This is a genomic window from Blastococcus sp. SYSU DS0552 (assembly GCF_054050815.1).
The window spans coordinates 117,259-142,019 of record NZ_JBJHAB010000005.1; the positions used below are offsets into that span (position 1 = coordinate 117,259).

Below are 24,761 nucleotides of genomic sequence, written 5' to 3' on the forward strand. Positions count from 1 at the left end.
CGCGACCGACCGCGCACCCGAGGAGCCCTGGATGGCCCACCACCCCACCCCTGCTGCACGTCCCGCGCGGACCGGTCTGCTCGCCGGGCTGCTCGCCGCCGCGGCCGGTGAGATCGCCGCTTCCGCCACGCGCCGTGGCCGCTCACCGTCCTCCGGCCTGGCCCGCGGCCTCGTCGACGCCGCCCCCGCGATGCTCGTCGACGGCGGCGTCGCCCTCGTCGGCCGGGCCGACAAGCCCGGCCTGGCCGTGCTCGCGGCCGGTGCCAGCGGCCTCGCCGCCGCCGCTGGCGGCACCGTGGCCGGCCGCCGCCCGCTGCTCGGTGCCGCCCTGGCCGTTGCTCCGCACGCCGTCGGCGGCTACCTGGCCCTGCGCCGCGGCGACGCCTCGACGCGGCACACCGCCGCCGCCACGGCCGCCGGCGTGCTCACCGCCGCGGCCGCGGTCGCCCCGCTGCCGGTACCGCCGCCGGCGGTGCTGGCCGCCGCCATTGCGGGCACGGGCGCGGTCGTGGCCGCCGACCGGCGGGCGCGTCGTCGGGGCGCCGCCGCGCTGCGCGACCAGGTGGCAGTGCCCGCCCCCGTCTGGCCGCTGCCGCCGGTGTCTGCCGCCGACGCCGCCCGGCGTCCGGGCGTCGCCCCGCTGCTGGCCGAGCCCGGTGAGCTGGTCGTCATCGACGTCACCGTCCCCGAGCCGCGTACCGACCTGGACACCTGGCGACTCGAGGTGGACGGCGAGGTGGAGCGGCCGCTGTCGCTCAGCTTGCCCGAGGTGCTCGCGCTGCCGTTGGAGGAGCGGGACCTGCTGATGATCTGCGTGCACAACCCGGTCGGCGGCGACCGGATGGGCTGCGCCCGCTGGACCGGTGTCGGCCTGGCCGACCTGCTCGAACGGGCCGGCGTCACTGACGACGACGGCTGGTTGGTCGCCGAGGCCGTCGACGGCTACACCAACGTGCTCCCGCTGGACGCGGCCCGCCGGCACGGCTTCCTCGCCGTCGGCATGGCCGGCCATCCGCTGCCCCGCGAGCACGGCAGCCCCGCCCGGCTGCTCGTCTCCGGCCGGCACGGGCAGGACGGCAACATCAAGTGGCTGCGGCGGCTTACCGTCACAGCGACACCTCCACCGTCGTACTGGGGCTCGCGCGGCTGGATCGACGGCACCTACCCAGTGCACCCGTCCTCCCGCATCGACGCCCCCGGCCCGCACGCCCTCGTCCAGCCAGGCGAGGTCAGGATCCGCGGCTACGCCTGGGCACCGCCCGTCGGCGTCGACCGCGTGCAGCTGCAGATCGACGGCGGCACGTGGACCGACGCCACCCTCGGCGTCGACCTCGGCCCGGACGCCTGGCGGCCGTGGACAGCCCGATGGGCGGCCACGCCCGGTACGCACCGGCTGCGCGTCCGGTGCCGCACGACCACCGGCCAGTGGCAGGAGGGGACGACCACGACACCCTTCCCGCACGGCGTGCGCGGCCTCCACGCCATCGCCGTCCACGTCGGCGGCAGTCCCGCCGGTCCGGCGCTGCGCCGGCTGGTCGGCCCGGGCGTCACCCGTGCGAGCTGGGCGGTGCGGAGTGTCGCCGCATGGCGTCATCGAGAGCCCAGTGGTCCAGCCGCGACCCGGCCCGCCGACCCGGCCACCTGACCTCACGCATCGCCACCCACCCGCACCATTCACTCCGACCGTTCTGCGCCGTTCGCAGGAGAGGTGTTCCGATCAGCGCTCTCCCCTGACCTCACAGGGAGTCATCATCGAGACGTTCCCCTTGTCCGGAGGTGATTGCGGCGGGATCGCTCGGGGGCACCATCTCCGACGTGACCACCGTTCGCATCGCCCAGGACGACGCCGCCGACGAGCTGCTGAGCCGGGACCCGCTCGCGCTGCTCCTGGGCATGCTGCTGGACCAGCACATGCGTCAACGAAGCAGTAGGGCCGTCGTCGGCACCGGCCCCCGTACCCGGTAGGGAGCACCGGCAGCGTCTCGGACCGGGCCGAGACGACGGCGACCCTCTCGAGCTCGCCGCAGTGGAGGAAGAGCCCGACCCGACCTCGGGTCGGGACCGGCCGGCTGTGCCTTCATCGACGTCGGCACGATGGTCACGACGCTTCGTCCGGGGCTCCGAGGATCCGAGGCTCCCGGGCGAGTTCAGCGTCGGCGCCTGGCTCGCAACCGTTGAGCCGCCACGACCAGCCGCTCGACACGGTGCCCCCGAGGAGGTGCTGCGCCGATCTGCCGGGCCACATCGGTGGCGTCGAAGAACAGGCGCACGGCTCGCACCCGTCCGTGCTGCAACTCCAGGTACGACATCCCCTCGAGGGTCAACCGCACTCCGGTCGGCGCGAAGCCCGGCGGCTCGATCGGCCGTTCGTGAGTGCCGACGAAACGCCACTGGTAGCTCAGCGTTCTTCGATCGGCGCTGGCGAGCGGCGCACCGATGACGTCCACCCGTCCATCGGGAAACGGCGCGTACTGCGCCTGCGCCCGTGCCAGGACCGCCGACTTGCCGACGGCTGGTTCCGGTTCCAGCGGGTCGAGGAGGGTCACCTCCTCGTGCAGCATCGCCTCGAAGGCTGGCCAGTCCCCCCGGTTGCCCGCACCGGTCCATTCCCGGAAGAAGGCGCGCGCGAAGCCGTCCGCATCGGCTGCGGTCCCTCGGTCAGCTCCGTCACTCATGCGCCGGGATGGTAGGCACAAAGTCCGTGGCGGAACAGGGCGTACGGCGATGCAGCGTGGCTGACCGGGCCGACCGGCGGGTCATTGCCGTGGGACGGCCGTACGGCACCATCGCGGCTGTGCCGCCCCTCCGCCTGACCCGGGACTCCGCTGCCGACGAACTCCTCGCCGTGCCCCGCTGCCGTTGCTCCTGGGGATGCTGTTCGACCAGTACATGCGTCGACGAAGCAGCTGAAGAAGTCGACTCCAGTTCGACCCGCCGCGACGAGAGGGGCCGGTTCTGACCGCGACTTCCCGCGGAGCGGCCGCGGCGCGAGAGTCACTCGCTACCCGCGTGGCCCCTGGAAGGGCGGCGGCCGACGCGCCCGGTGACCCGTGACGGGGTGGAGTTCGCGCTCCGTGCCGTATGGGCGGGAGAGGCGCTGGCGACCTTGCGGCGGTAGCGCCGGGATCTTGGATCTGGCCGGTTCCTGGGGCGAGTCCGCGGAGCAGCCCCAGGAACCGTGATCCATGTCAGGCGACGAGCTTGGCGGTCACCTCGGCGAGGCGGCGGCCCTGGTAGCGGGCCGCGGCCAGCTCGGCCTGGTTGGCGGTCGCCGCCTGGCCGCCCGAGGCGTTGGAGACGCCGTAGGGGTTCCCGCCGGCCTCGAACAGGAGGGGGTCGGTGTAGCCGGGCGGCACGATGACCGCCCCGAAGTGGGAGAACACGTTGAACAGTGTCAGGATCGTCGACTCCTGGCCGCCGTGGACGTTCTGCGCGCTGGTGAAGGCGGTGGCGCCCTTGTTGGCCAGCTTCCCGGTGAACCAGAGCCCACCGAGGGTGTCGATGAACTGCTTCATCTGGGCTGCAGGGGTGCCGAATCGGGTCGGCGTGCCCAAGGCGTAGCCGTCGGCCCACTCGAGGTCCGCCGGCGTGGCCACCTCGACCTGATCGGCGGTGGTGTCCACGTGGGCGCGCCAGAGCGGGTTGGAGTCGATGGCCTCCTCGGGAGCCAGCTCGGGGACTCGACGCAGGCGAACCTCGGCCCCGGCTTCGCGGGCGCCGTCAGCAACAGCGGCGGCGAGCTGGTGGACGTTCCCGGTCGACGAGTAGTAGACGACAGCGATGTTGGGCACGGTTCTCCCTGTAGCGGGTGGGTTCGGACATGGCGGGCAGTAGTCGGCGCATCTCATTGAATGCTCAACTACTGTTGCGACGCTACCGCGCGCCGGCTCGTTATGCATGTCGGGAAGTGGCGCCCGGCGCCCAGGATGCGGACGGCGTGGTGGTGACCGGGGTAGAGCGAAGCCGGAAGTCAGCGCTCGTTCACAAAACCTGGAACTAGCTCTCTGGCAGGCACATCGTCCACCGGCGGAACCATACGGCCCGCGGTGCTCGGTGGTGATTGCCACGGGGTCGCTCTACGGCACCATCTCGGGTGTGCCGACCCTCTGCATCGCCCAGGACGCCGCCGCCGACGAGCTGCTCGGCCGGGATCCCCTCGCCCTGCTGATCGGGATGCTGCTGGACCAGCAGTTCCCCATGGAGCGGGCCTTCGGCGCCCCGCGCCTGCTGGCCGACCGGCTCGGCGTGGACAACCTCTCGGCCGAGCAGCTGGCGGCGATGGACCCCGAGGAGCTCGTGCGGGTGTTCCAGGGACCGCCGGCGTTGCACCGCTACCCCGGCTCGATGGCCGGCCGCGCCCAGGAGGTGTGCCGGACCCTCGTCGAGCGCTACGACGGCCGCGTGGAGGGGCTGTGGGCCGACGCACCCGACGGCGCCACGGTGCTGAGGCGGCTGAACCAGCTGCCGGGCTTCGGAACGCAGAAGTCGAAGATCTTCCTCGCGCTGCTCGGCAAGCAGTACGACGTCACCCCGCCCGGCTGGCGAGAGGCGGCCGGTGACTACGGCGCCGACGGCTCCCGGCGCTCGGTCGCCGACATCACCGGCCCGGAGACCCTGGCCGAGGTGCGGGCGTTCAAGCAGGAGCAGAAGCAGGCCGCGAAGGCGGCGAAGCAGGTGACGACGGGCTGACCGGGGCCCCTGCACCGGGCCCCGCCCGGTGGCACCATGGGGGTGGTCCGGGGAGCCGGCGGGGCTGATCCCCCGCGGCCACCGGCCAGCGGAGGGAAGGGTGCCCGTGGCCTCGAGCCAGCAGTTCCCGCGGTCGCGCAAGCCGGAGCCGGTGCTGATCACCGAAGCTGCGCCGAGCCTGACCGACCAGCAGGCCGCCCGCAGGCGGCGCTACGTGATCACCATGGCGATCCGCGGTCTGGCGCTGATCCTGGCTGCCGTCTTCTACAAGATCGTCTGGCTGATGATCATCCTGGCGATCCTCGGCACGGTGCTGCCGTGGGTCGCGGTCGTCATGGCCAACGACCGGCCGCCCAAGAGCCGGACCCGCCTCGCCGGCGTGGATGCCCGGCCGGACCGGGTGCTGGAGAACCCCGCCCGGACGGGGCGCGTCATCGAGGGATAGCCGGTGAGGGCGGGTCAGCGCGTTCCGGGCTGACCGATCACCCCGGCCACAACCGCGCCGGCCGGAGCGCCGCCGTGACGTCGTCGGCCGCCGCCCGCCGGCCGTCGGCCAGGCCGTCGGCGACCTCGGGGGACAGGACCGGGCGGGGAGCGGTGGTCGCGGCCGGCACCCTGTCAGAATGGTCGCCGGGTGCGCCGAGCACCGCGGCGATCCCGGCCGCGCGGCCGTCGCACGACTGCACCGTCGAACAGGGAGACCGCATGAGCAGCAGCGACATCCTCGAGCGGCCGGACGTCCGCGACTCCGACACCGGCAACGCCAACGAGGTCTTCCACTACGTCAAGAAGAACAAGATCGCCGAGAGCGCCGTCATGGGCACCATGGTCGAGGCGCTGTGCGGCGAGGTCTTCCCGGTGACCAAGAGCCCCAAGCCCGGTAGCCCGGTGTGCCCGGCGTGCAAGGAGGTCTACCAGCAGCTCCGCAAGGAGTAGCGCTACCGCAGGCCGAGCCGGCGGGCCTCCTCGTCGAGCTTGGCCTGCCGCCGCTCCCGGCGGCGGCGCTCGTGCCGGCGCAGCGGCGCCGGCCAGCGGGCCTGGATGGTGGCGTTGAGCTCCGCACCCAGGAGCACCGCCATGCCGAAGAAGAAGCAGAACAGCAGGGCGCCGATCGGTGCCGCCAGCGCTCCGTAGGGCAGGGCGGTGGTGAGGAAGCTGCCGACGTAGGCACGCAGCAGCAGCGCGGCCACCAGGAAGAACCCGAGGCTGAGCAGCGCGCCGGGCAGGTGCCGACGCCACGGCAGCCGGTTCGGCAGGGTCACGTGGAAGAAGCTGGTGAGCGCCAGCAGCAACCCGATCACCACGAGCGGCCAGTACACGGCGTTGATCAGCATGTCGGTGGTGCTCCGCCAGTCGGGCGGGACGAGGCCGACCAGCGTGCCGCGGCCGAGCACCAGGAGCGGGAGCGTCAGCACCGCGAGGAGAAGCCCGACGACGAACAGCCACAGCGCCTTCAGCCGGGTGCGGATCGGGCCACGCACGTCGCGCTGGTCGTAGGCGATGACGATGGTGTTCATGAAGGTCGCGGTCGCCGAGGACCCCGCCCACAGCGAGACCAGGAAGCCGACGCTGACCACCTCCAGCCGGCCCGAGCCCAGGATGTCGGCCAGCGTGGGGCGTACCAGGTCGTCGACGACGTCGTCGGTCAGCACCTCGGACGAGGCGTTCAGCAGTTGTTCCTCGATCATCGTGACCGCGTCGTCGCCGATGAGGGAGCCCAGGTAGCCCAGCGAGCCGAGCAACCCGATGAGCAGCGGCGGTACCGACAGGATCTGCCAGAACGCCGCCTCGGCCGACAGGCCGATGATGCGGTCCTGCCAGGCCTTGGCCAGCGTGCGCCCGAGCACCTGCAGCGGCACCCGCAGCGGGGTCGGCCACCGGCGCAGCCGGGAGGGCGGTGGCACATCGGCCCGGGTTGCGCCGGATGCGCCGGGAACGGGGGGCTCCGGCTCGTCCGCGCCGGCCCGGGCGGGCGAGCCGCTGGGGAGGACGGCGCTCACCTGCACAGTGTGCACGCCGCGCCGGCGGGGACCGGCGGGACGCCCGGCGCCGGCGCCCCGCGGAACGCCTCGGGCGGCCGGCGTCAGGCCGCCCGCGGACGCGGTGGGCGCCGGCCTCCGGGCGCGGGCGGGCCGCCCGGTGCGGTGCCCTCGGGGCCCGGCGGGGCCGGCTCCTCGGCGGGGACGCAGTTGATCACGGGTTCGGCGGCGTAGCGCGTGCGGAAGGGCTCCCGCTTGATCTCCGCACCCGTGTCCAGGTCGCGGAAGACGCGGGTCACCGTGATGTCGAACCCGGTCGATCCGGACTGGGGCTCGCAGGTGGGGCTGTCCGGCTTGTTCTGCACGACCGGCTGGCGGATGTTGTAGCGCTCGCTGCTGATCGACTCGATCTCGTAGCGCGGGGTCCCGTAGAAGGTGACGGTGATGGTCCCCGGCGTCCAGGCGGTGTCGATGTAGACGCCCGTGTCCCCGTCGTTGCGCCACTTGAGGTCGATCGAGTCGTAGTAGACCGTCGCCTCGCGGCCGGCCGGGTAGCGGCTGATGTAGTAGCTGTGCGGCTTGTGGAAGACGTCCTCGAGACCGGCGAAGAAGACGGCGTTGAACATCGTCGTGGCGAACTGGCTGATGCCGCCGCCCACGGCGGTGGTGAACTCGCCGTTGTTGATGACGCCGGCCTCGACGTAGCCCTGCGCCAGACCGCGGGGTCCGGTGAAGCCGTTCAGGCTGAACGTCTCCCCGGGCATGACGATCGCGCCGTCGACCTCTTCGGCCACCACCCGGATGTTCGTCCCGCTGGCCGGGTTGCCGATGTTGGTGGTGAAGCTGGAGATCTCCTCCCGGATGCCGAGGGCCTCGGCCTCCTCGGTGGTGAAGTCCGCGGGGACAGGGCCCAGTTCGGCGGTGACGGTCCGGGGCGCGTCCTCGGTCAGCACCGGCAGCAGCTGCTCGGCCAGCCGAGCCGGCGCGATACCGGTGCCGTCGACCGACGGGACGACGCGCACCGAGCCGCCGGAGACGTCGAAGGTGGCGTCCTGCGCCGGGGCGCCGAAGACCGACAGCTCGTCGCCGAGCGCCGCCTGCAGCGACCCGGGGTCCAGCTCGACGGCGAGCTCGCCGTCGTCCTCGGGGGTGAAGGCGAGCGCGTCGGCGATCGCCGTCACCGGCACCTCGGCCGAGGTGGTGCCGTCCTGGCTCACGACCTGGACGGGCGCGGAGAGCGCGGGGGTGACCGTCTCCTCGAGGACGCGGCGGGCCTCCTCGGCGTCGACCTGAACGGGGGTCTCTTCCACGGGCAGCTCGATCGGCGTGCTGGGGTCCCCGCCGGAGGCCAGGGCGTCGGTGATCGCGTCGGCGGCGCCCTCCCGGTCGAGGGTCCGGCCGTCCACCGGCTCCACGACCGACGGCGTGGTGCCCTCGATGGCGATCGTGGCGTCCTGCGGAGCCCGGTCGACCTGTGCGGCGATGGCTTCGATCTGCGCGTTCAGCGCCGTCTCCTCGCCGGTGATCACCGGCTCCACCTCGCGGTCGGAGACCAGGGTGACCAGGCGCGTCCAGGGGTTGAGCGGCTGCTCCTCGGCCGCGTCCACGGTCCGGGGGACGTCGAGGGTGATCCCCGCCGTGGCGGGGGAGAGGGTGGCCGTCACGTCGGCGGCGGTGACGGGGTGGTCGGCCACGACCCGGGGGGCGAGCTGCTCCTCCAGCCGCTGGGCCGCCATCGCGGGGGAGAGCCCGCCGACGTCGACACCGGCGACGACGGTGTTCCGCGGCACCTCGCCGGAGGACGCGACCAGGTCGATGCCGTAGAGGGCGGCCAGCGCGGCCAGGACACCGGCGGGGACCAGGGCGGCGCGGCGCCGCCACCAGGGGCCACGAGGGCCGCCGTGGTCCTCCTGTCCCAGCGGCGGGGGACCGGCGGCATCGGCGTCCTGGGCGGCCGGCTCGGGGGGCGCGGCGTCCGTGGCGTCCGTGGCGTCGCGGTCGTCGACGGGAGGGATGACGCCGGTCCGCGCGCTGTCGTCGTCCGCAACGGGTGCCTCCGCGTCCACCGGGATGCGGCGGGTGCTGGCGGCGTCGTCGTCCACCGGGTCCGACCCGGTGGCGGCGTTCTCCGCGGTGACCGGGGGCGCAGCGGGCGTGCCGGGCTGCCAGTCCCGGCCCACCGGACGGGTGTCGTCCGCCCCGGCCTGGTAGGCCGGGACCGAGCCCGTGGGCGGTGGTGGCCCGTCGCCGGCGTCGGGACGCATGCGCACCGTCTCGTCGGATGCGGGGTGGTGCTGGGACATGGGGGTTTCCTCCGGTCGCCGCCGACCGGGGGTCCCCACAGACGACGGAGCCGCCGGCCCGGCGCCCGCACGAGGCGGGACGTCGGACGCGGCGGCGTCGTCGGGTGAGGCGGTCATCGCGGGCGCGACGATAGCGCCTCTCTCACGCAGTTACGCGCTGCTCGCCCTCAGTGTCGATGATGTCGACGGCGATGTCACGCAGCTTGCCCTCGTACTCGCGGGCGTGGTGTCCGCAGAACACGAGGTCGCTGCCGTTGGCGAGCACGACACGGACCTTGGCAAGTGCGCCGCAGCGGTCGCAGTGGAAGGGCACGACCAGGTCGTCGGCGGCGGGGGTCGTCGTCAGCGTCTGGGTCATCTGGGTCATCACTCGCTCTCTACCGCACGGACCCGCGGCTGCGGATCGGCCTCCTGCACAGCGCCAGGATGGCCCCTCGGATTCCCGTTCCCGCCCGGTTCATCCCGGACTCGCCGAATGAGATGAGTCCGTAACACGCCGGGCGTGGGTGGAGCGGGTTCAGCAGGGGACGTCACTGGCTGGGACGGGTGGTGCACGTGCTGGTGATCATCTGCCGGGCCGTCGGGTGACCGGTCCGGCCGTGGGTCCGCTGCTGTTCTGACGGGCCCCACGCTACGCCGTCTACCCGACAGGTGTCGGCGTACACCGCCACCGGCAGTCCGTGACCCGTCCGGGTCACGGCGCTGCGCGAGGCCGACGGCGGTGTACGGGACCGGTGCCGGCGTCCTAGTCCAGGTAGTCGCGCAGCACCTGGGAGCGGCTGGGGTGGCGCAGCTTCGACATCGTCTTCGACTCGATCTGACGGATCCGCTCGCGGGTCACGCCGTAGACCTGGCCGATCTCGTCGAGGGTGCGCGGCTGGCCGTCGGTGAGGCCGAAGCGCAGCCGGACCACGCCGGCCTCCCGCTCGGAGAGGGTCTGCAGCACGCTGGTCAGCTGGTCCTGCATCAGGGTGAAGCTGACCGCGTCGACGGCGACGACGGCCTCGGAGTCCTCGATGAAGTCGCCGAGCTGGCTGTCGCCCTCGTCACCGATGGTCTGGTCGAGGCTGATCGGCTCCCGGGCGTACTGCTGGATCTCCAGCACCTTGTCCGGGGTGATGTCCATCTCCTTGGCCAGCTCCTCCGGGGTGGGCTCGCGGCCCAGGTCCTGGAGCAGCTCGCGCTGGATGCGACCGAGCTTGTTGATGACCTCGACCATGTGCACCGGGATGCGGATGGTGCGGGCCTGGTCGGCCATGGCGCGGGTGATGGCCTGGCGGATCCACCACGTGGCGTAGGTGGAGAACTTGTAGCCCTTGGTGTAGTCGAACTTCTCGACCGCGCGGATCAGGCCGAGGTTGCCCTCCTGGATCAGGTCCAGGAACGCCATGCCGCGGCCGGTGTAGCGCTTGGCCAGGGAGACCACGAGGCGGAGGTTGGCCTCCAGCAGGTGGTTCTTGGCGCGCTCGCCGTCGCGGACGATCCAGTTGAGGTCGCGGCGCATCTGCGGGGAGAGCTTCTGGCCCTCCTCCTCGGCCTGGCGCAGCCGCTCGGCGCCGTAGAGGCCGGCCTCGATCCGCTTGGCGAGGTCGACCTCCTCCTCGGCGTTGAGCAGCGCGACCTTGCCGATCTGCTTGAGGTAGGCGCGGACCGAGTCGGCCGAGGCGGTGAGCTCGGCGTCCTTGCGGGCCTGGCGGAGGGCCTCGGACTCCTCCTCCTCGTCCCACTCGAAGTCGGTGCCGCCCTCTGCGGTCTCCTCCTCGGCGGCGACCTCGACACCGTCCTTGCCGGTGACGACCGTCTCGTCGAGCTTGAGGCCCTCGGAGCCGGCGTCGACGACCGCGACCGCGCCGTCCTCGCTGGCCACCGCGGTGAGGACCGTGCCCTCGCCGGCCGCCGTGGACGGGGTGATCGCCGGCTTTGCGCGGCCCTTGGCCGCGGTCGTGGTACCGGCGGCCTTGGCCGGTGCCTTCTTCCGCGCAGCGGCCGGCTCGCCGGCCGGCTTCTTGGCACGGGTACCGGCTGCGGCCGTCCTGGCGCGCGGGGTGCTCGCTGCGGCTGCTTCCGGTGCTGGCTGATCGGCGGGCACTCAGGTTCCTTCCCGTGCTGGGTGCGTTCCCCGGGGGACCGTGTGGCCCGCGGGCAGCGGCTCCGGCCCTGTGCTCGGAGCGGGAGGGACCCCACGGACCGGCGCGGCGTTTGGCCACGATCGGGTATGGGAATCCCTCCCGGCTGGAGCGCGGCGGGCTGGGGCTCCACCATTGTAACGACGTCGCCGGGTGAAACCAGCGCCTCGCACCCCGGCCCCTCGCTCCGAGGGGGCGGTCGGCTCACCCCGGGAGGGTCACCCGGCGCCGGGACGCCGCGGTCAGGCCTCGCCGCGCTCGGCCGCAGCCAGCGCGGCCCCGACGATCCCGGCGTCGTTCTGCAGCTCCGCGGGCACCACCGGGGTGCGCGTGGACAGCAGCGGGACCCACTTGTGGGCCTTCTTGCTGACCCCGCCGCCCACGATGATCAGGTCCGGCCAGACGCCGGCCTCCAGGACGTCGAGGTAGCGGTCGACGCGCTGCGCCCACTCGGGGTAGCTGAGCTCCTCCCGCTCCCGGGCGGCCGCGGAAGCGCGCTTCTCGCCGTCCTCGCCGTCGACCTGGATGTGACCGAACTCGGTGTTGGGCACCAGCTTCCCGTCGACGAACAGCGCGCTGCCGATGCCCGTGCCGAACGTGAGCATGAGCACCACCCCGCGCCGGTCGCGGCCGGCGCCGTAGCGCATCTCGGCCAGTCCTGCGGCGTCGGCGTCGTTCAGCGTCTCCACCGGGCCGGGGACGCGCTGGGCGACCCCCGCGGCGAGGTCCGTGCCCAGCCAGGTCTTGTCGACGTTCGCGGCCGTGTGCGCGACGCCCGACTTGAGTACCCCCGGGAAGGTCACCCCCACGCGTCCGGACCACCCGAACGACCCGACGATGCGAGCCACGACGTCGAAGACGGGCTCGGGCAGCGACGGCTGCGGCGTCTCGATGCGCAGCCGCTCCCCGATCAGCCGTCCCTCGTCCAGGTCGACCAGGCACCCCTTGATGCCGCTGCCGCCGATGTCCACCCCGAAGCCCTGCACGCCGACAGGCTAGTGGAAGGCCCCCTCGCCCCCCGCAGCTCGCATGCTCGCAGCGGGCCCCGACGAGGGGTCCCCTCCCTGCGGCAGGATCGCCGCATGACCTCTGCGCACGCACTTCCTTCCGACCGGCCGGCACCGGGCGCGCTGCTGGAGCTCGCGGTGACGGCCGCACGGGAGGCCGCCGCCCTGGTGGCCCGCGGGCGGGAGTCCGCCGGCGAGCACGTCACCACCAAGTCCAGCCCCGTCGACGTCGTCACGGCGGTGGACACCGCCAGCGAGGAGCTGCTGGTGCGGCGGCTGCTCGCCGCCCGGCCGGCGGACGGGGTGCTGGGGGAGGAGGGGGCCGCACGCGAGGGGACGAGCGGGGTGCGGTGGATCGTCGACCCGATCGACGGCACCGTGAACTTCCTCTACGGCATCCCGGCCTACGCCGTCTCGGTGGCCGCCGAGGTCGACGGGGTGGTGCGGGCCGGCGTGGTGCTCAACGTGGCCACCGGGGAGCTGTTCTCGGCGACGTCCGGCGGCGGCGCGTGGCTGGAGTCGCCCGGGCGGCCGCCGCGCCGGCTCACCGTTCCGACGCCGGAGGCGCTGGACCGGACGATGGTCGCAACCGGCTTCGGCTACCGGGTCGAGCAGCGGAGGGCCCAGGGCGCGGTGGTGGCGCAGCTGGTCACGCGCGTGCGGGACATCCGGCGGTTCGGCAGTGCCGCGCTGGACCTCTGCGCCGTGGCAGCCGGCCGGGTGGACGCCTACTACGAGCTCGACCTGAACCCGTGGGACCACGCGGCCGGCGCGCTGGTGGCCGCCGAGGCGGGCGCGGTGGTGACGGGCCTCGACGGCACGCCGGTCGGCGAGCCGATGGTCGTCGCGGTGGCCCCCTCGGTGGCCGAGCCCTTCCTCGCGCTGGTGTCCGAGCTGCACCGCTGACCGGCAGTGCGGCTCAGCAGTCCTCGGCGGCGCTCTCCGGCGCGGTGAGCGCCGTCTCGACCTCCTCGGGGGTGGCCAGGCTGTCGGGGAAGGTGAACTCGGGGCCGAGGACGAGGTCGACGACCGCGGTGGCCCGGGTGTCGCGGTAGTCCCCGACGCCCGGCGCGTGCACCGCGAGGAAGCGTGCGGCGTCGTTGCCCGGCGAGCCGTGGCGGACCTCCCCGACGCCCTCCACCTCGCGGCTGCTCGGGTCGTTCGCGACCTCGCTCACCGTGAAGCCGCGTGCGGCGAGCTCGTCGGCCACCGTCTGCGCGAGCCCGCCCTGGTCCGTGGCGTTGAGGACCCGCACCGAGACGGCTGCCGGGTCCAGCGACGGGGGCGCCGCCTCCGCGGTGGCGCACGCCCGCGCGTCCGCTGCCTGCTGCTCCCGGTCCTGCCGGACCACCGTCCACCACACCGCTCCGGCGGCCAGCGCGAGGACCAGCAGGAAGATCAGCGGGGGGAGCGGGCGACGGCCACTGCGCGGGCGCACCGGAGGCTGGACGGTGCGCTCGGTCACGGGAATGCTCCTCGGGCGGGATCCGGCAGGCGGGGCGCCGACCGGCCGGGACGGGACGGACGGCGCCGACGACTGGTGCGGACGGCTGTCAGCAGCGAGCTTAGGGGCGGACGGCGTCCCTAGATCGCACCGTCGTCCAGCGCGGCGCGTCCCCGCTCGACGCAGGGGTCGATCCGGTCGGCGTAGCCCGCCGTGTCCTTGCCCGCCATGGCTCCGGCGGCCGAGCGGGCGACGATGCCGGCGACGATCGCCGCGAACTTGAAGTAGGCGAAGCCCACGTACCAGGGCAGGTCGGAGAGGTCCAGGCCGCTGCGCTCGGCGTAGCGTGCCGCGACCTCCGCGCGGGTGGGGAAGCCCTCCAGGGCCGTCACCGTGCTCTGCCCGGCGACGCTGCGCTCCCCGGCCTGCGGCCAGTAGACGTGGAGCATGCCCAGGTCGGCCAGCGGGTCGCCCAGGGTCGACATCTCCCAGTCCAGCACCGCCCGGACGCGGCCGGGCACCTCCGGGTCGAGGAGGCAGTTGTCCAGCCGGAAGTCGCCGTGGACGATCCCGTGCCGCTGGGTGGTGGGCACGGTCTCCGCCAGCCGGGCGGCGAGGGCGTCCAACCCCGGACGCTCGCGGTCGCGGGTCGCCTCCCACTGCTGGGTCCAGCGACGCACCTGGCGGGCCATGAAGCCCTCCGGGCGGCCGAAGTCGCCCAGGCCCACCGCGACGTGGTCGACCGAGTGCAGATCGGCCAGGACGTCGACCAGGCCCTCGCCGATCGCGCGCCGCCGGGCGGGATCGTCGGCGTAGCCCTCCGGGATCCGGTCGATGACGTGCAGGCCGACGACGCGCTCCATCACGTAGAACGGCGCGCCCAGCACGCTCGTGTCGGTGCACAGGTGCAGTGTCCGCGGCACCGGCACCGGCGTGGGGACCAGCGCGGAGATCACCCGGTGCTCGCGGGCCATGTCGTGAGCGGTGGCCAGCACGGCGCCCGTCGGCGGACGCCGGAGGATCACCGCGTCGTCCGCGGACCCGCCCTCGGGCGTCACCACGTAGGTGAGGTTGGACATGCCCGCGGCGATCAGCTCGACGTCCACCGATCGCCATCGCTCCTCCCCGAAGACGGAGGCCAGGTACGGCCCGACGACGGTTGGATCAGCACCCGGGGGAGTCGCCACCGGCGCAGGGTAACCTCTGGCGCTCCGCCGCCCGCCCGGCCCTTCCCGGGCCCGATGTGTCACCTCCGCGGAGTCGGGCACAAATCGGGGCCGGACGGCGTTGGGGGGCTGCTGGCCACTCCGCGAGGAGAGGCCGGCGCAGTGGACGGGCGCCCGGTGAGGGACGCCCCACACCGACCCACCGGTCGCCCACCGGCGATCGGCCAGGACGACGGCGCGCACCCCGCGCCGCGTCAGACGAGCGGGCACGACGCCCGCGAGAACCCCGGAGGAGGGGCACACCCCATGGCCACCGACTACGACGCCCCGCGCCGCAACGAGACCGACGAGCTCGGCGAGGACTCGCTCGAGGAGCTGAAGGCTCGCCGGGCCGAGGCCCAGTCCTCGTCGGTCGACGTCGACGAGACCGACTTCAACGAGAACCTCGAGCTCCCCGGAGCGGACCTGTCGAACGAGGAGCTGACCGTCCGCGTCCTGCCCAAGCAGGAGGACGAGTTCACCTGCTCGCGCTGCTTCCTGGTGCAGCACCGCAGCCGCCTGGCCTCCACCCGCGGCGACCAGCTGCTCTGCCGCGACTGCGCCTGAAAGGACCCCCGTGCCCCCCGCCACTCGCAGGCTCGCGGCGGGACCCTGCACGGGGGCCGTTCCAGTACCTCACCTGGGGGACCGATGACCGAGGGGCCGCGGACCGGGGCGCCGCGTGACGTCCCGCCGCCACGACCGGTGGCGCCGTCGGACGGCGCCGCGCCGGTCGAGGAAGGCCCCCTGGCGCGCGCCGGGCGGGCCGTCGCCGACGCCGTCGCCGGGCTGACCGGGGGCGGCGCCGACCGGGCGGCCGGAGGCGGCCTGCGCGACGTCGTCGGTGCCGTCGCCGGCGCCGTGGCCGGAGCGTTCGGCGGAGGGGGCAGCGGCCCGCCGTCGCCCGGCCCGGCCGACGCCCGGGTTCCCGGCGGGGACGGCCGGGCACCTGGCGCCCTGCTGGGCGACCTCCTGGCGGCCGCGGTGCCCCGGCTGCCGATCCGTGACCGGGAGCGGCTGCGCGCCGCCCATCCCGGTCTCTCGGACGACGAGATCGCCGAGGCGCTCGTCCAGCGCGCCGGCCGGGCCACCTCCGGGATCGGCGCGGCCACCGGCGGGCTGTCCGCCGCGCACTGGTTCGCACCGCCGTCGTTGCTCGCCGTGCCCCTGGAGCTGGGGGCGGAGACGGTGGTGGTGGCCGCGGTGGAGGTCGTCCTCATCGGTGAGCTGCACGAGCTGCACGGCCGACGACCCCCTGGGGACGCCGCCGCGCGTGCCCAGGCATACCTGGCCGGCTGGTCGCAGCAGCGGGCCGTGGCCGGCGTCGGCGCCGCGGGGCTCGGCTCCGTCCTGGGCACCGCCGGTATGCGCGCCCTGCGCCGGCGCATGACCCGCCGGCTGGCCGGTGCCGTCCCCGGCGCGGCCCCCTTCCTCGTCGGCGCCGCGCTCTCCGGCCGGGTCAACCGCCGGGCGACCGAGGGCCTGGCGCGCCGCGTCCTGTCCGACCTGCGCGGGCCCGGAGCGTGAGGGCGGGGACCTTATAGGGTCGCCGACGTGCCCGATCCCTCCGCCGAGCTGGACGTGCCCGTCCTCCTCACCGCACCCGACGCCGCCGTCCCGCGCTACGCGCTGGCCGGTGACGCGGGCGCCGACCTGGCGGCAGCCGAGGACGTCGAGCTGGCCCCCTTCGAGCGGCGGCTGGTGAGCACCGGCGTCGCGGTGGCCATCCCGGAGGGCTACGCCGGTTTCGTGCACCCGCGCTCGGGGCTGGCGCACCGGGTCGGGCTCAGCATGGTGAACGCGCCCGGCACCATCGACGCGGGGTACCGGGGCGAGATCATGGTCAACCTCATCAACCTCGACCCGGCCGCCCCGCTGCGCCTGTCGCGCGGCGACCGCATCGCGCAGCTCGTGGTGCAGCCGGTGGTCCGCGCGCGGTTCGTGCCGGTCCCCGAGCTGCCGCCCAGCGAGCGCGGCGGGGGTGGGCACGGCTCCACCGGCGGGTACCAGGCCGGTGCGGCCGGGTCCTCCGACACTCCAGCACCCGAGGGGAACTGACATGCCGTTCGGACGACGGCGCAACCGCATCGACCGCAGCCTGCGCGAGCGGGGCGTCCCCCCGGAGCCCCAGCAGCGCATCCGGGACGTCCCGCCCACGAGCGGTCCCTGGGACGAGGCCGACGCGCCCGACGACGGTCTGGCGCGCATCGACCTGGGGGCGATCCGGCTGCCCGCACTGCCCGGCATGGACCTGCGGGTGGAGCTCAACCAGCAGCAGAAGGTGATCGGCGCGACCCTGCGCCACGGGGACTCGCTGCTGCAGATCGCGGCTTTCGCCGCGCCCCGGGCGGCCGGCATCTGGGACGACGTCCGCGCCGAGCTGGCCCGCAGCGCCTCGGGTCAGGGCGCGTCGCTGCGCGAGGTGGAGGGCCCGTTCGGCGCGGAGCTCGTCGGCACCGTCGTGGCGGCCCCGCCGGCTCAGCCCGGGCAGGCCGCCCAGCCGCCGGTCCGGCGACCGGCCCGCTTCCTCGGCGTGGACGGACCCCGCTGGTTCCTGCGGGGGCTGCTCAGCGGTTCCGCGGCCGCGGGCGCCGAGGCCGAGGCGGCGGCGTTGGAGACGGCGTTCCGCGGCATCGTCGTCGTCCGGGGCAGCGAGCCCATGCCGGTGCGCGAGCCGCTCCCGCTCGCCCTGCCCCCGCAGGCCGCGGCCCAGCTGGCCGCGCAGCGGCCCGCCCCGGGGACGGCTGCGGGCCCGCGGTCGCCGGACGGCGGGCCGGCTGCCGGCCCGGCCTGACGACGCGATGCAGGGAACACCCGCGCGCGTCCCCGTGGGCACCGTGGCGCACTACGCTGGAACCGTGACGGAGACCCGACCGGCGGGCTGGTGGTCGCGCACGTTGCAGCGACTGACCGCCGACGACCACGCCATCGACGCGCAGGAGCTGCGCGCGGGAACGGCCACCGCAGGCTGCGAGCCGGTCAGCACCTGCCGCAAGGGCGCGGTGGTCACCGTCACCGGTCGGCTGAAGTCGGTCGTCTACACGCCGCGCGAGACGGTGCCCACGCTCGAGGCCGAGCTGTTCGACGGTTCGGGGTCGGTGACGCTGGTGTGGCTGGGCCGGCGGCGGATCGCGGGTATCGAGCCCGGTCGGTCGCTGACCGCGCGGGGGCGGTTCGCCTCCTTCGAGGGCCGTCAGGTCATCTACAACCCCTGGTACGAGCTGAGCGCCGGCTGACCACCGCACAGCGGCGGGGAGCCGTCATGCGTGGGCCGGGCAGCGATCGGGGGAGACGAAGGTGACCGCAGCGGGCCGGCCGGGCGACGGCGAGCACGTTCCCGAGGCGGGCGCGCCGGCCTCCCCGTTCGACCGCGAGCAGCTGCTGGCGCAGCTCGGTGGCTGGCGCGGCATGCTCGACGCCACGCTGCCCACGGTCGCCTTCATCGTGGCCAACGGCATCGCCGGGCTGCGCACCGGCATCTGGGCGGCGGTGGTCGCGGCGGTCGCGGTCTTCGTGCTGCGGCTGAGCCGCCGGCAGAGCGTGCAGCAGGCGGTGAGCGGCCTGGTCGGCGTCGGCATCGCGGTGGCCATCGCCGCCAACACCGGTCAGGCCCGCGACTTCTTCGTGCTCGGCATCGTGCGCAGCCTGGTGGTCGGGGTGGTGCTCCTGGGCTCGATCCCGCTGCGCTGGCCGCTGGTCGGGGTGGTGGCCGAGTTCCTGGCGCCGAGCCACCTCGGCGCGATGGCCACCCACTCGCTGCCCTGGAGTCGTCGGGCGGCGCGCGAGGACGCGCCCGCGCCCGCCACCGCGCCGCCGGTGCCCGACCCGGCGGCGGTGCCGCAGCTGCACTGGCGCCGGGAGCCCCGGCTGCTGCGCGCCTACTCCTGGCTGACCGCGCTCTGGGCGGCCTCGTTCTTCCTGCGGGCAGGGGTGCAGTGGGTGCTCTACCGCGCCGACGAGGTGGAGCTGCTCGGCACGGCGTCGGTCGTGCTCGGCCTGCCGCTCACCGCGGTCGTGCTCGTGGTGACCCTGTGGGTGGTCGCCCGGCTGCACCGGCACCGCGCGCCCGGCCCGCCCGTCACCTGATCACGACTCCGGTGCAGGGGCACGCTGCGGCCCCGTCGAGAGGCTCGCCCCGAGCCTGCGAGGGGTGAGGAAGACGGGGTCCCTCGTTCAGCGGTCGGTGCGGCCCGGGCCGTCCGGCGCGAAGACGTGCTGCAGCTCCTCCTCGGTGTCGCCGTGCGACACGAACAGCAGCTCGTCGCCGGACTCCAGCGGTTCGTCCGGCGACGGGGTGATGACCCGGTCGCCGCGGAGGATCGTCGTCAGCACCGTCTCGCGGGGCAGCGGCACCTCGCGCAGGGCGTGGCCGACCCAGGGGGTGTCGTCGCCCAGGGTGATCTCCACCAGGTTGGCCGCGCCCTTGCGGAAGCTCATGAGCCGGACGACGTCGCCCACCGACACGGCCTCCTCGACCAGGGCGGCCAGCACCCGGGGGGTGGAGACGGCGACGTCGACGCCCCACGCCTCGGTGTAGAGCCACTCGTTGCGCGGGTCCTTGACCCGGGCGACCACGCGATTGACCGCGAACTCGGTCTTGGCCAGCAGCGAGACGACGAGGTTGGCCTTGTCGTCGCCGGTCGCGGCCACCACGACGTCGCAGGTGGCCAGCTGCGCCTCCTCCAGCGAGGAGACCTCGCAGGCGTCGGCCTGCACCCACTCCGCGCCGGGCACCGACCGGGTGCGGACCTTGCGGCTGTCCTTCTCGATGAGCATGACGGTGTGGCCGTAACCCAGGAGTTCCCCCGCGATGGACCGTCCCACTGCGCCGGCCCCGACGATCGCGACCCGCATCAGTGACTCCCCTCCTGGGGGCCGCGCTCGACGACCTCGTGCACGCGTGCGGTCAGCTCGTCGGTGACGGCGACGACGAGCTGGTCGCCGTCCTGGAGCACCGTGACCGGCGTGGGCAGCTGGGCTTCACCGAAGCGGACCAGCCAGGCCGCGCGGGCCCCGGTGGCCGCCTCGAGGGCGGCGAGCTTGCGCCCCACCCAGGCGTCGGTGACCGTCACGCGCACCAGCAGCACCTTGCCGGTGGGCTCGCGCCACAGCTCGCTCACCTTGACCGAGAGGAGTTCGCGCAGCAGCCGGTTCACCGTCCAGGGGACGGTGGCGACGCTCGGGATGCCCATGCGCTCGTAGACCTCGGCCCGCTTGGAGTCGTAGATGCGGGCCACGACGTGCTGGACGCCGAAGGTCTCCCGCGCCACGCGGGCCGAGATGATGTTGGAGTTGTCGCCGCTGCTGACCGCCGCGAAGGCGCCCGCGGAGTCGATGCCGGCGTCCAGCAGGGTCTGCCGGTCGAAGCCGAGGCCCTTGATCTGGCGCCCGGTGAACTCCGGGCCGAGCCGCCGGAAGGACTCGGGGTCCTGGTCGATCACGGCCACGCTGTGCCCGATCTGCTCCAGGCGCCGGGCGATGGCCGAGCCGACACGGCCGCAGCCCATCACGACCACGTGCACGCGCGTCACTCCCGCAGATCTCCGGCGGCGCCGGCGCCGACCGCCCGCGCATCACCGGCCGCGAAGCTACACCCGCGCACGGTCCGCCAGCGGGCAGGACGCCGGTATCCCCCCGTCGGGGCGAGGTGCGCCGAGTCACGCCCGCGGGCCTCCCGCACGTCCGTACCATCGCGCCGTGCCAAGCCTGTCCGACCTCGGACAACTCCCGAAACGCCTCGTCCTCGGCCGCCCCGTGCGCAGCGACCGGGCGGGGGAGTCCCTGCTGCCCAAGCGGCTCGCGCTGCCGATCTTCGCCAGCGACCCGCTCTCCTCCGTGGCCTACGCCACCCAGGAGATCCTGATCGTGCTGACCCTGGCGGGCACGGCGTTCCTCTACCTGGCCCCCTGGCTCGCGCTGCTCGTCGTGCTCCTGCTGATCACGGTGGTGCTCTCCTACCGGCAGGTGGTGCGTGCCTACCCCTCCGGTGGCGGCGACTACGAGGTCGCGATGAAGAACCACGGCCAGTTCGCCGGCCTCGTCGTGGCCAGCGCGCTGCTGGTCGACTACGTGCTCACCGTGGCGGTGTCGGTCTCGGCCGGCACCGACAACATCATCTCCGCCTTCCCCGCGCTCAACGAGCACCGCGTGGCCATCGCGCTGGGCCTGGTGGCGATCCTCGCGGCGGCGAACCTGCGCGGGCTGCGCGAGTCGGGCCGGACCTTCGCGCTGCCGACGTACATGTTCGTGGCCGGGATCATGATCATGATCGTCACCGGCCTGATCCGGGACTTCTTCACCGACAATCCGGTCGTCGCCGAGAGCGCCCAGTACTCGATCACCCCGGAACCCGGTTACGAGCAGGTGGCGGGGCTGGCGCTGGTGTTCTTCGCGCTCCGCGCCTTCGCCTCCGGCTGCACCGCGCTGACCGGGGTCGAGGCGATCGCCAACGGCGTTCCGGCGTTCCGGCCGCCGAAGAGCCGCAACGCCGCCACGACGCTCGCGCTCATGGGCGGGCTGGCCGCCTTCATGTTCGCCGGGGTCACCGCGCTGGCCCTGCTCGGCGACGTCAAGTACACCGAGTTCCCCTGCGACCTGGTGGGCTTCACCGACTGCGAGACCGAGCCGCAGCGCACGGTCATCGCCCAGCTGGCCGCGGCGACCTTCGGCGGCGACACCTCGGTCGGCTTCTACTACATCCAGGCCGCCACCGCGCTCATCCTCATCCTGGCCGCCAACACTGCGTTCAACGGCTTCCCGCTGCTGGGGTCGGTGCTGGCCCAGGACCGCTTCCTGCCCCGGCAGCTGCACACCCGCGGCGACAAGCTGGTGTACAGCAACGGCATCCTGCTGCTGGCCGGCTTCGCCGGGCTGCTGATCGTCGTCTTCGAGGCCGACGTGACCCGGCTGATCCAGCTCTACATCATCGGGGTGTTCACCAGCTTCACCATCGGCCAGTGGGGGATGGTGCGGCACTGGAACCGGGAGCTGCGCGCGGAGGACGACGCCGTCACCCGCCGGCGCATGCGCCGTTCCCAGGCGATCAACTTCGTCGGCGGGTCGCTCACCACCGTCGTGCTGCTGATCATCGTGGTCACCAAGTTCACCCGCGGCGCCTGGCTGGTGCTGCTGGCCATGCCGGTGCTGTTCCTCCTGATGAGAGCCATCAACCGGCACTACTCGAACGTGTCGCAGCAGCTGGAACCCGACACCGACGCCCGCACCCTGCCGAGCAAGGTGCACGCCGTCGTCCTCGTCTCCAGGGTGCACAAGCCGACGTTGCGCGCGCTGGCCTTCGCCCGGGCCACCCGCCCCGACGCGCTGACCGCGCTGACGGTCAACGTCGACGACGCCGAGACCCGGGCGCTGCAGGCCGACTGGCAGCGCTACGACATCCCGGTGCCGCTGACCGTGCTGGAGTCGCCGTACCGGGAGATCACCCGCCCGGTGCTCGACTACGTCAAGAGCATCCGCCGGGACAGCCCGCGCGAGCTCGTGGTGGTCTTCGTGCCGCAGTACGTCGTCGGCCACTGGTGGGAGAACATCCTGCACAACCAGAGCGCGCTGCGGCTGCGCGCCCGGCTGCAGTTCCAGCCGGGGGTCATGATCACCACGGTGCCGTGGCAGCTGGAGAGCACCGCCGGGCACGACGACGACGCCGACGGGCGGCGCGGCGGGCCCGCGCCCGGTGACCTCCGGCGGGGCTACACCGACGACGAGATGGACGTGACCCCGTATGGATGAAGGACCCCGTTCTCCTCACCCCTCGCAGGCTCGGGGCGAGCCTCGGGACGGGGCCGCCGCTGCCCCCCGCCCCACGCAGGCTCGGGGCGGGGCCCTGCAGCGGGGCCGCAGGCGCACCGCGGCCAAGGCGCCCGACGCTCCCAAGGGCCTGGGATGGCTCGGGCGGGAGTTCGAGGTCGAGGTCGGTCCGGTCGCGCACGGCGGGCACTGCGTCGCCCGGCACGAGGGCCGGGTGGTGTTCGTCCGGCACACCCTGCCGGGCGAGCGGGTGCGGGTCCGGGTGACCGAGGACCGGCACCCCGGCTTCTGCCGCGCCGATGCCGTCGAGGTGCTGGTCGCGGCACCGGGACGGGTCGAGCGCCCCTGCCCGTACAGCGGCCCCGGGAAGTGCGGCGGCTGCGACTGGCAGCACGTGGAGCCGGCCGAGCAGCACCGGCTCAAGGCCGCGGTGGTGCGGGAGCAGCTGGTCCGGCTCGGCAGGCTCGACCCCGAGGACCCGGTGGTGGCCGGCCTCGCCGTCGAGGAGCTGCCCGGTGGCGCCCTGCGGTGGCGCTCGCGGGCCCGCTTCGCCGTCGACCACACCGGCGCGCCCGGCCTGCGCCGGCACCGGTCGCACGACGTGGCGCTCCTCGACGACTGCCCGATCACCGTGGAGCCCGCGGCGCGGGCGGTGCTCGGACGGCGCTGGCCGGGGGCGGGCGCCGTCGACGTCTCGGTCGACTCGGCGGGCACGGTGACCACCGCCCGGCTGGACCGCCGGGGCCGGGTGCAGGCCACCGAGGTGCTGCGGGCGGGGGAGGAGCTGCCCGCGGAGCCGGCCGGCCGCGCCGAGCGGCGGGCGGGCGGGCGGGACTGGGAGGTCGAGGGCACCGGCTTCTGGCAGGTGCACCCGGCCGCGGCCGACGCGCTCGTCGCGGCGGTGGCGGAGTTCGCCGCGGCGGGTCCGGGGGAGCTCGTCCTCGACCTCTACGCCGGCGCGGGCCTCTTCGGCGGTGCTCTCGCCCCCGCCGTCGGCGAGCAGGGCCGGGTGGTGTGCGTGGAGCAGGACCCGGGTGCCTGCGCCGCGGCCGACGCCAACCTGGCCGCGCTCCCGCAGGCCGAGGTGTGGCAGGGCGAGGTGGACGCCGACGGGCTGGCGGACCTGCTCGCCGAGCTCGGCGCCGCGCCCGACGTCGTCGTCCTGGACCCGCCCCGCGCCGGTGCCGGGACGGCGGTGAGCCGGTTGCTGGCCGGCAGCGGGGCCCGCGCCGTCGTCTACGTGGCCTGCGACCCGGCCGCGCTGGGCCGGGACGTCGCGGCGTTCGGGGAGGCCGGCTACCGGCTGGCCGCGCTGCGCGGGTTCGACGCCTTCCCGATGACCGCCCACGTGGAGTGCGTGGCGCTGCTGGTGCCGGCCGGCCGGTGACCGCGACGGAACCGCCTCCCGTCCTGCTGCCGTCACCCGCCGGATGCCCATTGGATACCGTCTCCCTGTGCCCACGTGGGAATACGCCTCGGTCATCACCGCGAACGACGCCGAGTCGCAGCGGGCCGGAGTGAGCGTCAAGCTCCCCGGCGGTCAGTCGGAACGGCAGCAGGGCGACACCAGCTCGGTGCTCAACAAGCTCGGTGCCGAGGGGTGGGAGCTCGTCAGCTACCACTCCAGCGGTGCCGGCACCTGGGGGTTCGAGCAGTTCTGGCTCAAGCGGCAGGTCGGCTCCTGACGACGGCGCCGCCCGCCGGCTGACGCGGGCACCCGGGCACCGGCACGCCGTCGAACGCACGTTCGACCGGTGCGGCAGACTGGCGCCGTGGACAGGACGCTGCCGCCGGGCTGGCCGGAGGAGGTGCGCCCACCTGGCGCGCCGGACTGGGAGCGCACCGCCGTCGCCTGGCTGTTCGACCTCGTCCCGCCGGACTACCGCGCGCACGAGGTGCTCCGCCGGTATCCGGTGCTGCTTGCCCGGTTCGCCGGGGACCACGTCGCGGCCGGCCTGGAGGCCGCGCGCGCCGGCTGGCGCACGCTGCGCGTGGAGCTGGCCGACCAGCTCCCGCCCGACGCCATCGAGGCGGCGATGGTGGCCTACGAGCGGGAGGGGGCGCGGCTGGCCGCCGCCGCCCGCGGGGTGGAGGTCGTCGGCGGTGCGCTGCGGGGTGAACGGTGGGTTCCCCGGCTGTGAGCGAGGACCGGGGCGCTGTGAGCTGCATCCGCGGCACCCGCTCGACCGGAAGTACCCGTGAAGCGCAGCTACAGTGGGTCGGCGGCTGCTCAGCAGCCTCCGCCCG

28 protein-coding genes are annotated in these 24,761 nt (G+C 74.3%); 16 read left to right on the forward strand and 12 right to left on the reverse strand.

Annotated elements, in window-relative coordinates:
* The first annotated feature begins 31 nt into the window (after positions 1-31).
* Both ACI8AG_RS06815 and ACI8AG_RS06820 read left to right on the forward strand, forming a co-directional pair.
* On the forward strand, positions 32-1,645 hold the full coding sequence (locus tag ACI8AG_RS06815; RefSeq protein ID WP_456596415.1) for a molybdopterin-dependent oxidoreductase: 1,614 nt from the start codon (positions 32-34) through the stop codon (positions 1,643-1,645).
* Between the two features lie 170 nt (positions 1,646-1,815).
* Positions 1,816-1,965 (forward strand): hypothetical protein, encoded by a 150-nt coding sequence (locus ACI8AG_RS06820; protein ID WP_456596416.1) that lies wholly within the window; start codon positions 1,816-1,818, stop codon positions 1,963-1,965.
* A 182-nt stretch (positions 1,966-2,147) separates the two neighbouring features.
* Here ACI8AG_RS06820 and ACI8AG_RS06825 read toward each other — a convergent pair whose 3' ends face one another.
* Both ACI8AG_RS06825 and wrbA read right to left on the reverse strand, forming a co-directional pair.
* Positions 2,148-2,675 carry an ester cyclase gene (locus ACI8AG_RS06825; RefSeq protein ID WP_456596417.1) on the reverse strand — a complete coding sequence of 176 codons (528 nt, stop codon included), beginning with the start codon at positions 2,673-2,675 and terminating at the stop codon, positions 2,148-2,150.
* A gap of 513 nt (positions 2,676-3,188) precedes the next feature.
* Positions 3,189-3,791, reverse strand: a complete 603-nt coding sequence (wrbA, locus tag ACI8AG_RS06830; protein WP_456568071.1) for an NAD(P)H:quinone oxidoreductase — start codon at positions 3,789-3,791, stop codon at positions 3,189-3,191.
* A 265-nt stretch (positions 3,792-4,056) separates the two neighbouring features.
* On the opposite strand from wrbA, the gene ACI8AG_RS06835 reads away from it, so the two are divergent.
* Positions 4,057-4,689, forward strand: coding sequence for an HhH-GPD-type base excision DNA repair protein (locus ACI8AG_RS06835; protein WP_456596418.1), 633 nt, complete (start codon positions 4,057-4,059; stop codon positions 4,687-4,689).
* A gap of 100 nt (positions 4,690-4,789) precedes the next feature.
* A complete protein-coding gene (locus ACI8AG_RS06840; protein WP_456587746.1) occupies positions 4,790-5,134 on the forward strand; it encodes a DUF3099 domain-containing protein in 345 nt (114 codons plus the stop codon).
* 37 nt (positions 5,135-5,171) lie between these two features.
* On the opposite strand, the gene ACI8AG_RS06845 is transcribed toward ACI8AG_RS06840, so the two are convergent.
* On the reverse strand, positions 5,172-5,303 hold the full coding sequence (locus tag ACI8AG_RS06845; RefSeq protein ID WP_456596419.1) for a hypothetical protein: 132 nt from the start codon (positions 5,301-5,303) through the stop codon (positions 5,172-5,174).
* A gap of 91 nt (positions 5,304-5,394) precedes the next feature.
* Here ACI8AG_RS06845 and ACI8AG_RS06850 point away from each other — a divergent pair, with 91 nt between their 5' ends.
* Positions 5,395-5,625 (forward strand): DUF3039 domain-containing protein, encoded by a 231-nt coding sequence (locus ACI8AG_RS06850; protein WP_456587747.1) that lies wholly within the window; start codon positions 5,395-5,397, stop codon positions 5,623-5,625.
* 2 nt (positions 5,626-5,627) lie between these two features.
* Here ACI8AG_RS06850 and ACI8AG_RS06855 read toward each other — a convergent pair whose 3' ends face one another.
* The 5 genes from ACI8AG_RS06855 to ppgK form a co-directional block, all read right to left on the reverse strand.
* Positions 5,628-6,689 carry a YihY/virulence factor BrkB family protein gene (locus tag ACI8AG_RS06855; protein ID WP_456596420.1) on the reverse strand — a complete coding sequence of 354 codons (1,062 nt, stop codon included), beginning with the start codon at positions 6,687-6,689 and terminating at the stop codon, positions 5,628-5,630.
* Positions 6,690-6,772: 83 nt separating this feature from the next.
* The gene (locus ACI8AG_RS06860; protein ID WP_456596421.1) at positions 6,773-8,971 is read right to left on the reverse strand and encodes a VanW family protein; all 2,199 of its coding nucleotides are present in this window, start codon (positions 8,969-8,971) and stop codon (positions 6,773-6,775) included.
* A gap of 142 nt (positions 8,972-9,113) precedes the next feature.
* A complete protein-coding gene (locus tag ACI8AG_RS06865; protein WP_091930645.1) occupies positions 9,114-9,338 on the reverse strand; it encodes a DUF7455 domain-containing protein in 225 nt (74 codons plus the stop codon).
* Positions 9,339-9,716: 378 nt separating this feature from the next.
* Positions 9,717-11,060: an RNA polymerase sigma factor gene (locus tag ACI8AG_RS06870; RefSeq protein WP_456587750.1), complete on the reverse strand. Its 1,344-nt coding sequence runs from the start codon at positions 11,058-11,060 to the stop codon at positions 9,717-9,719.
* 279 nt (positions 11,061-11,339) lie between these two features.
* A complete protein-coding gene (gene ppgK / locus ACI8AG_RS06875) occupies positions 11,340-12,083 on the reverse strand; it encodes a polyphosphate--glucose phosphotransferase (protein WP_456587751.1) in 744 nt (247 codons plus the stop codon).
* Positions 12,084-12,179: 96 nt separating this feature from the next.
* Here ppgK and ACI8AG_RS06880 point away from each other — a divergent pair, with 96 nt between their 5' ends.
* Positions 12,180-13,010, forward strand: coding sequence for an inositol monophosphatase family protein (locus tag ACI8AG_RS06880; protein ID WP_456587752.1), 831 nt, complete (start codon positions 12,180-12,182; stop codon positions 13,008-13,010).
* 13 nt (positions 13,011-13,023) lie between these two features.
* Here ACI8AG_RS06880 and ACI8AG_RS06885 read toward each other — a convergent pair whose 3' ends face one another.
* Both ACI8AG_RS06885 and ACI8AG_RS06890 read right to left on the reverse strand, forming a co-directional pair.
* Positions 13,024-13,569 (reverse strand): LytR C-terminal domain-containing protein, encoded by a 546-nt coding sequence (locus ACI8AG_RS06885; protein WP_456587753.1) that lies wholly within the window; start codon positions 13,567-13,569, stop codon positions 13,024-13,026.
* 119 nt (positions 13,570-13,688) lie between these two features.
* Entirely contained in the window at positions 13,689-14,735 is a 1,047-nt protein-coding gene (locus ACI8AG_RS06890; protein WP_456596422.1) for a phosphotransferase family protein, read from the reverse strand.
* 285 nt (positions 14,736-15,020) lie between these two features.
* Between ACI8AG_RS06890 and ACI8AG_RS06895 the strand changes: the two genes are divergently transcribed.
* The 6 genes from ACI8AG_RS06895 (at position 15,021) to ACI8AG_RS06920 (ending at position 18,839) form a co-directional block, all read left to right on the forward strand.
* Entirely contained in the window at positions 15,021-15,320 is a 300-nt protein-coding gene (locus ACI8AG_RS06895) for a DUF4193 domain-containing protein (RefSeq protein ID WP_456587755.1), read from the forward strand.
* An 84-nt stretch (positions 15,321-15,404) separates the two neighbouring features.
* The gene (locus ACI8AG_RS06900) at positions 15,405-16,280 is read left to right on the forward strand and encodes a hypothetical protein (protein ID WP_456596423.1); all 876 of its coding nucleotides are present in this window, start codon (positions 15,405-15,407) and stop codon (positions 16,278-16,280) included.
* Positions 16,281-16,307: 27 nt separating this feature from the next.
* Positions 16,308-16,811, forward strand: coding sequence for a dUTP diphosphatase (gene dut, locus ACI8AG_RS06905; RefSeq protein WP_456596424.1), 504 nt, complete (start codon positions 16,308-16,310; stop codon positions 16,809-16,811).
* A gap of 1 nt (position 16,812) precedes the next feature.
* Entirely contained in the window at positions 16,813-17,547 is a 735-nt protein-coding gene (locus ACI8AG_RS06910; protein WP_456596425.1) for a DUF3710 domain-containing protein, read from the forward strand.
* 64 nt (positions 17,548-17,611) lie between these two features.
* Complete coding sequence (locus ACI8AG_RS06915; protein ID WP_456596426.1) at positions 17,612-17,989, forward strand: OB-fold nucleic acid binding domain-containing protein; 378 nt, start codon at positions 17,612-17,614, stop codon at positions 17,987-17,989.
* A 61-nt stretch (positions 17,990-18,050) separates the two neighbouring features.
* Positions 18,051-18,839 (forward strand): DUF3159 domain-containing protein, encoded by a 789-nt coding sequence (locus tag ACI8AG_RS06920; protein ID WP_456587760.1) that lies wholly within the window; start codon positions 18,051-18,053, stop codon positions 18,837-18,839.
* An 87-nt stretch (positions 18,840-18,926) separates the two neighbouring features.
* On the opposite strand, the gene ACI8AG_RS06925 is transcribed toward ACI8AG_RS06920, so the two are convergent.
* Positions 18,927-19,607, reverse strand: coding sequence for a potassium channel family protein (locus ACI8AG_RS06925; protein WP_456587761.1), 681 nt, complete (start codon positions 19,605-19,607; stop codon positions 18,927-18,929).
* Positions 19,607-20,275, reverse strand: a complete 669-nt coding sequence (locus ACI8AG_RS06930) for a potassium channel family protein (RefSeq protein WP_456587762.1) — start codon at positions 20,273-20,275, stop codon at positions 19,607-19,609. The genes ACI8AG_RS06925 and ACI8AG_RS06930 overlap by 1 nt, the downstream gene beginning before the upstream one ends.
* 175 nt (positions 20,276-20,450) lie before the next feature.
* Here ACI8AG_RS06930 and ACI8AG_RS06935 point away from each other — a divergent pair, with 175 nt between their 5' ends.
* The 4 genes from ACI8AG_RS06935 to ACI8AG_RS06950 all read left to right on the forward strand — a co-directional run bounded on the left by ACI8AG_RS06935 (position 20,451) and on the right by ACI8AG_RS06950 (position 24,655).
* A complete protein-coding gene (locus ACI8AG_RS06935; RefSeq protein WP_456596427.1) occupies positions 20,451-22,496 on the forward strand; it encodes an APC family permease in 2,046 nt (681 codons plus the stop codon).
* 148 nt (positions 22,497-22,644) lie between these two features.
* Positions 22,645-23,901 (forward strand): class I SAM-dependent RNA methyltransferase, encoded by a 1,257-nt coding sequence (locus tag ACI8AG_RS06940; protein ID WP_456596504.1) that lies wholly within the window; start codon positions 22,645-22,647, stop codon positions 23,899-23,901.
* 67 nt (positions 23,902-23,968) lie between these two features.
* Positions 23,969-24,199 carry a DUF4177 domain-containing protein gene (locus ACI8AG_RS06945; RefSeq protein WP_456587765.1) on the forward strand — a complete coding sequence of 77 codons (231 nt, stop codon included), beginning with the start codon at positions 23,969-23,971 and terminating at the stop codon, positions 24,197-24,199.
* A gap of 87 nt (positions 24,200-24,286) precedes the next feature.
* Positions 24,287-24,655 carry a hypothetical protein gene (locus tag ACI8AG_RS06950; RefSeq protein ID WP_456596428.1) on the forward strand — a complete coding sequence of 123 codons (369 nt, stop codon included), beginning with the start codon at positions 24,287-24,289 and terminating at the stop codon, positions 24,653-24,655.
* Positions 24,656-24,761 lie beyond the last annotated feature (106 nt).

What these genes read in the sequence shown, in the direction of transcription:
- ACI8AG_RS06815 (WP_456596415.1), top strand. Translation starts at nt 32, where the DNA reads ATGGCCCACCACCCCACCCCTGCTGCACGTCCCGCGCGGACCGGTCTG.
- ACI8AG_RS06825 (WP_456596417.1), bottom strand. Translation starts at nt 2,675, where the DNA reads ATGAGTGACGGAGCTGACCGAGGGACCGCAGCCGATGCGGACGGCTTC.
- ACI8AG_RS06850 (WP_456587747.1), top strand. Translation starts at nt 5,395, where the DNA reads ATGAGCAGCAGCGACATCCTCGAGCGGCCGGACGTCCGCGACTCCGAC.
- ACI8AG_RS06860 (WP_456596421.1), bottom strand. Translation starts at nt 8,971, where the DNA reads ATGTCCCAGCACCACCCCGCATCCGACGAGACGGTGCGCATGCGTCCC.
- ACI8AG_RS06865 (WP_091930645.1), bottom strand. Translation starts at nt 9,338, where the DNA reads ATGACCCAGATGACCCAGACGCTGACGACGACCCCCGCCGCCGACGAC.
- ACI8AG_RS06880 (WP_456587752.1), top strand. Translation starts at nt 12,180, where the DNA reads ATGACCTCTGCGCACGCACTTCCTTCCGACCGGCCGGCACCGGGCGCG.
- ACI8AG_RS06895 (WP_456587755.1), top strand. Translation starts at nt 15,021, where the DNA reads ATGGCCACCGACTACGACGCCCCGCGCCGCAACGAGACCGACGAGCTC.
- ACI8AG_RS06900 (WP_456596423.1), top strand. Translation starts at nt 15,405, where the DNA reads ATGACCGAGGGGCCGCGGACCGGGGCGCCGCGTGACGTCCCGCCGCCA.
- ACI8AG_RS06910 (WP_456596425.1), top strand. Translation starts at nt 16,813, where the DNA reads ATGCCGTTCGGACGACGGCGCAACCGCATCGACCGCAGCCTGCGCGAG.
- ACI8AG_RS06925 (WP_456587761.1), bottom strand. Translation starts at nt 19,607, where the DNA reads ATGCGGGTCGCGATCGTCGGGGCCGGCGCAGTGGGACGGTCCATCGCG.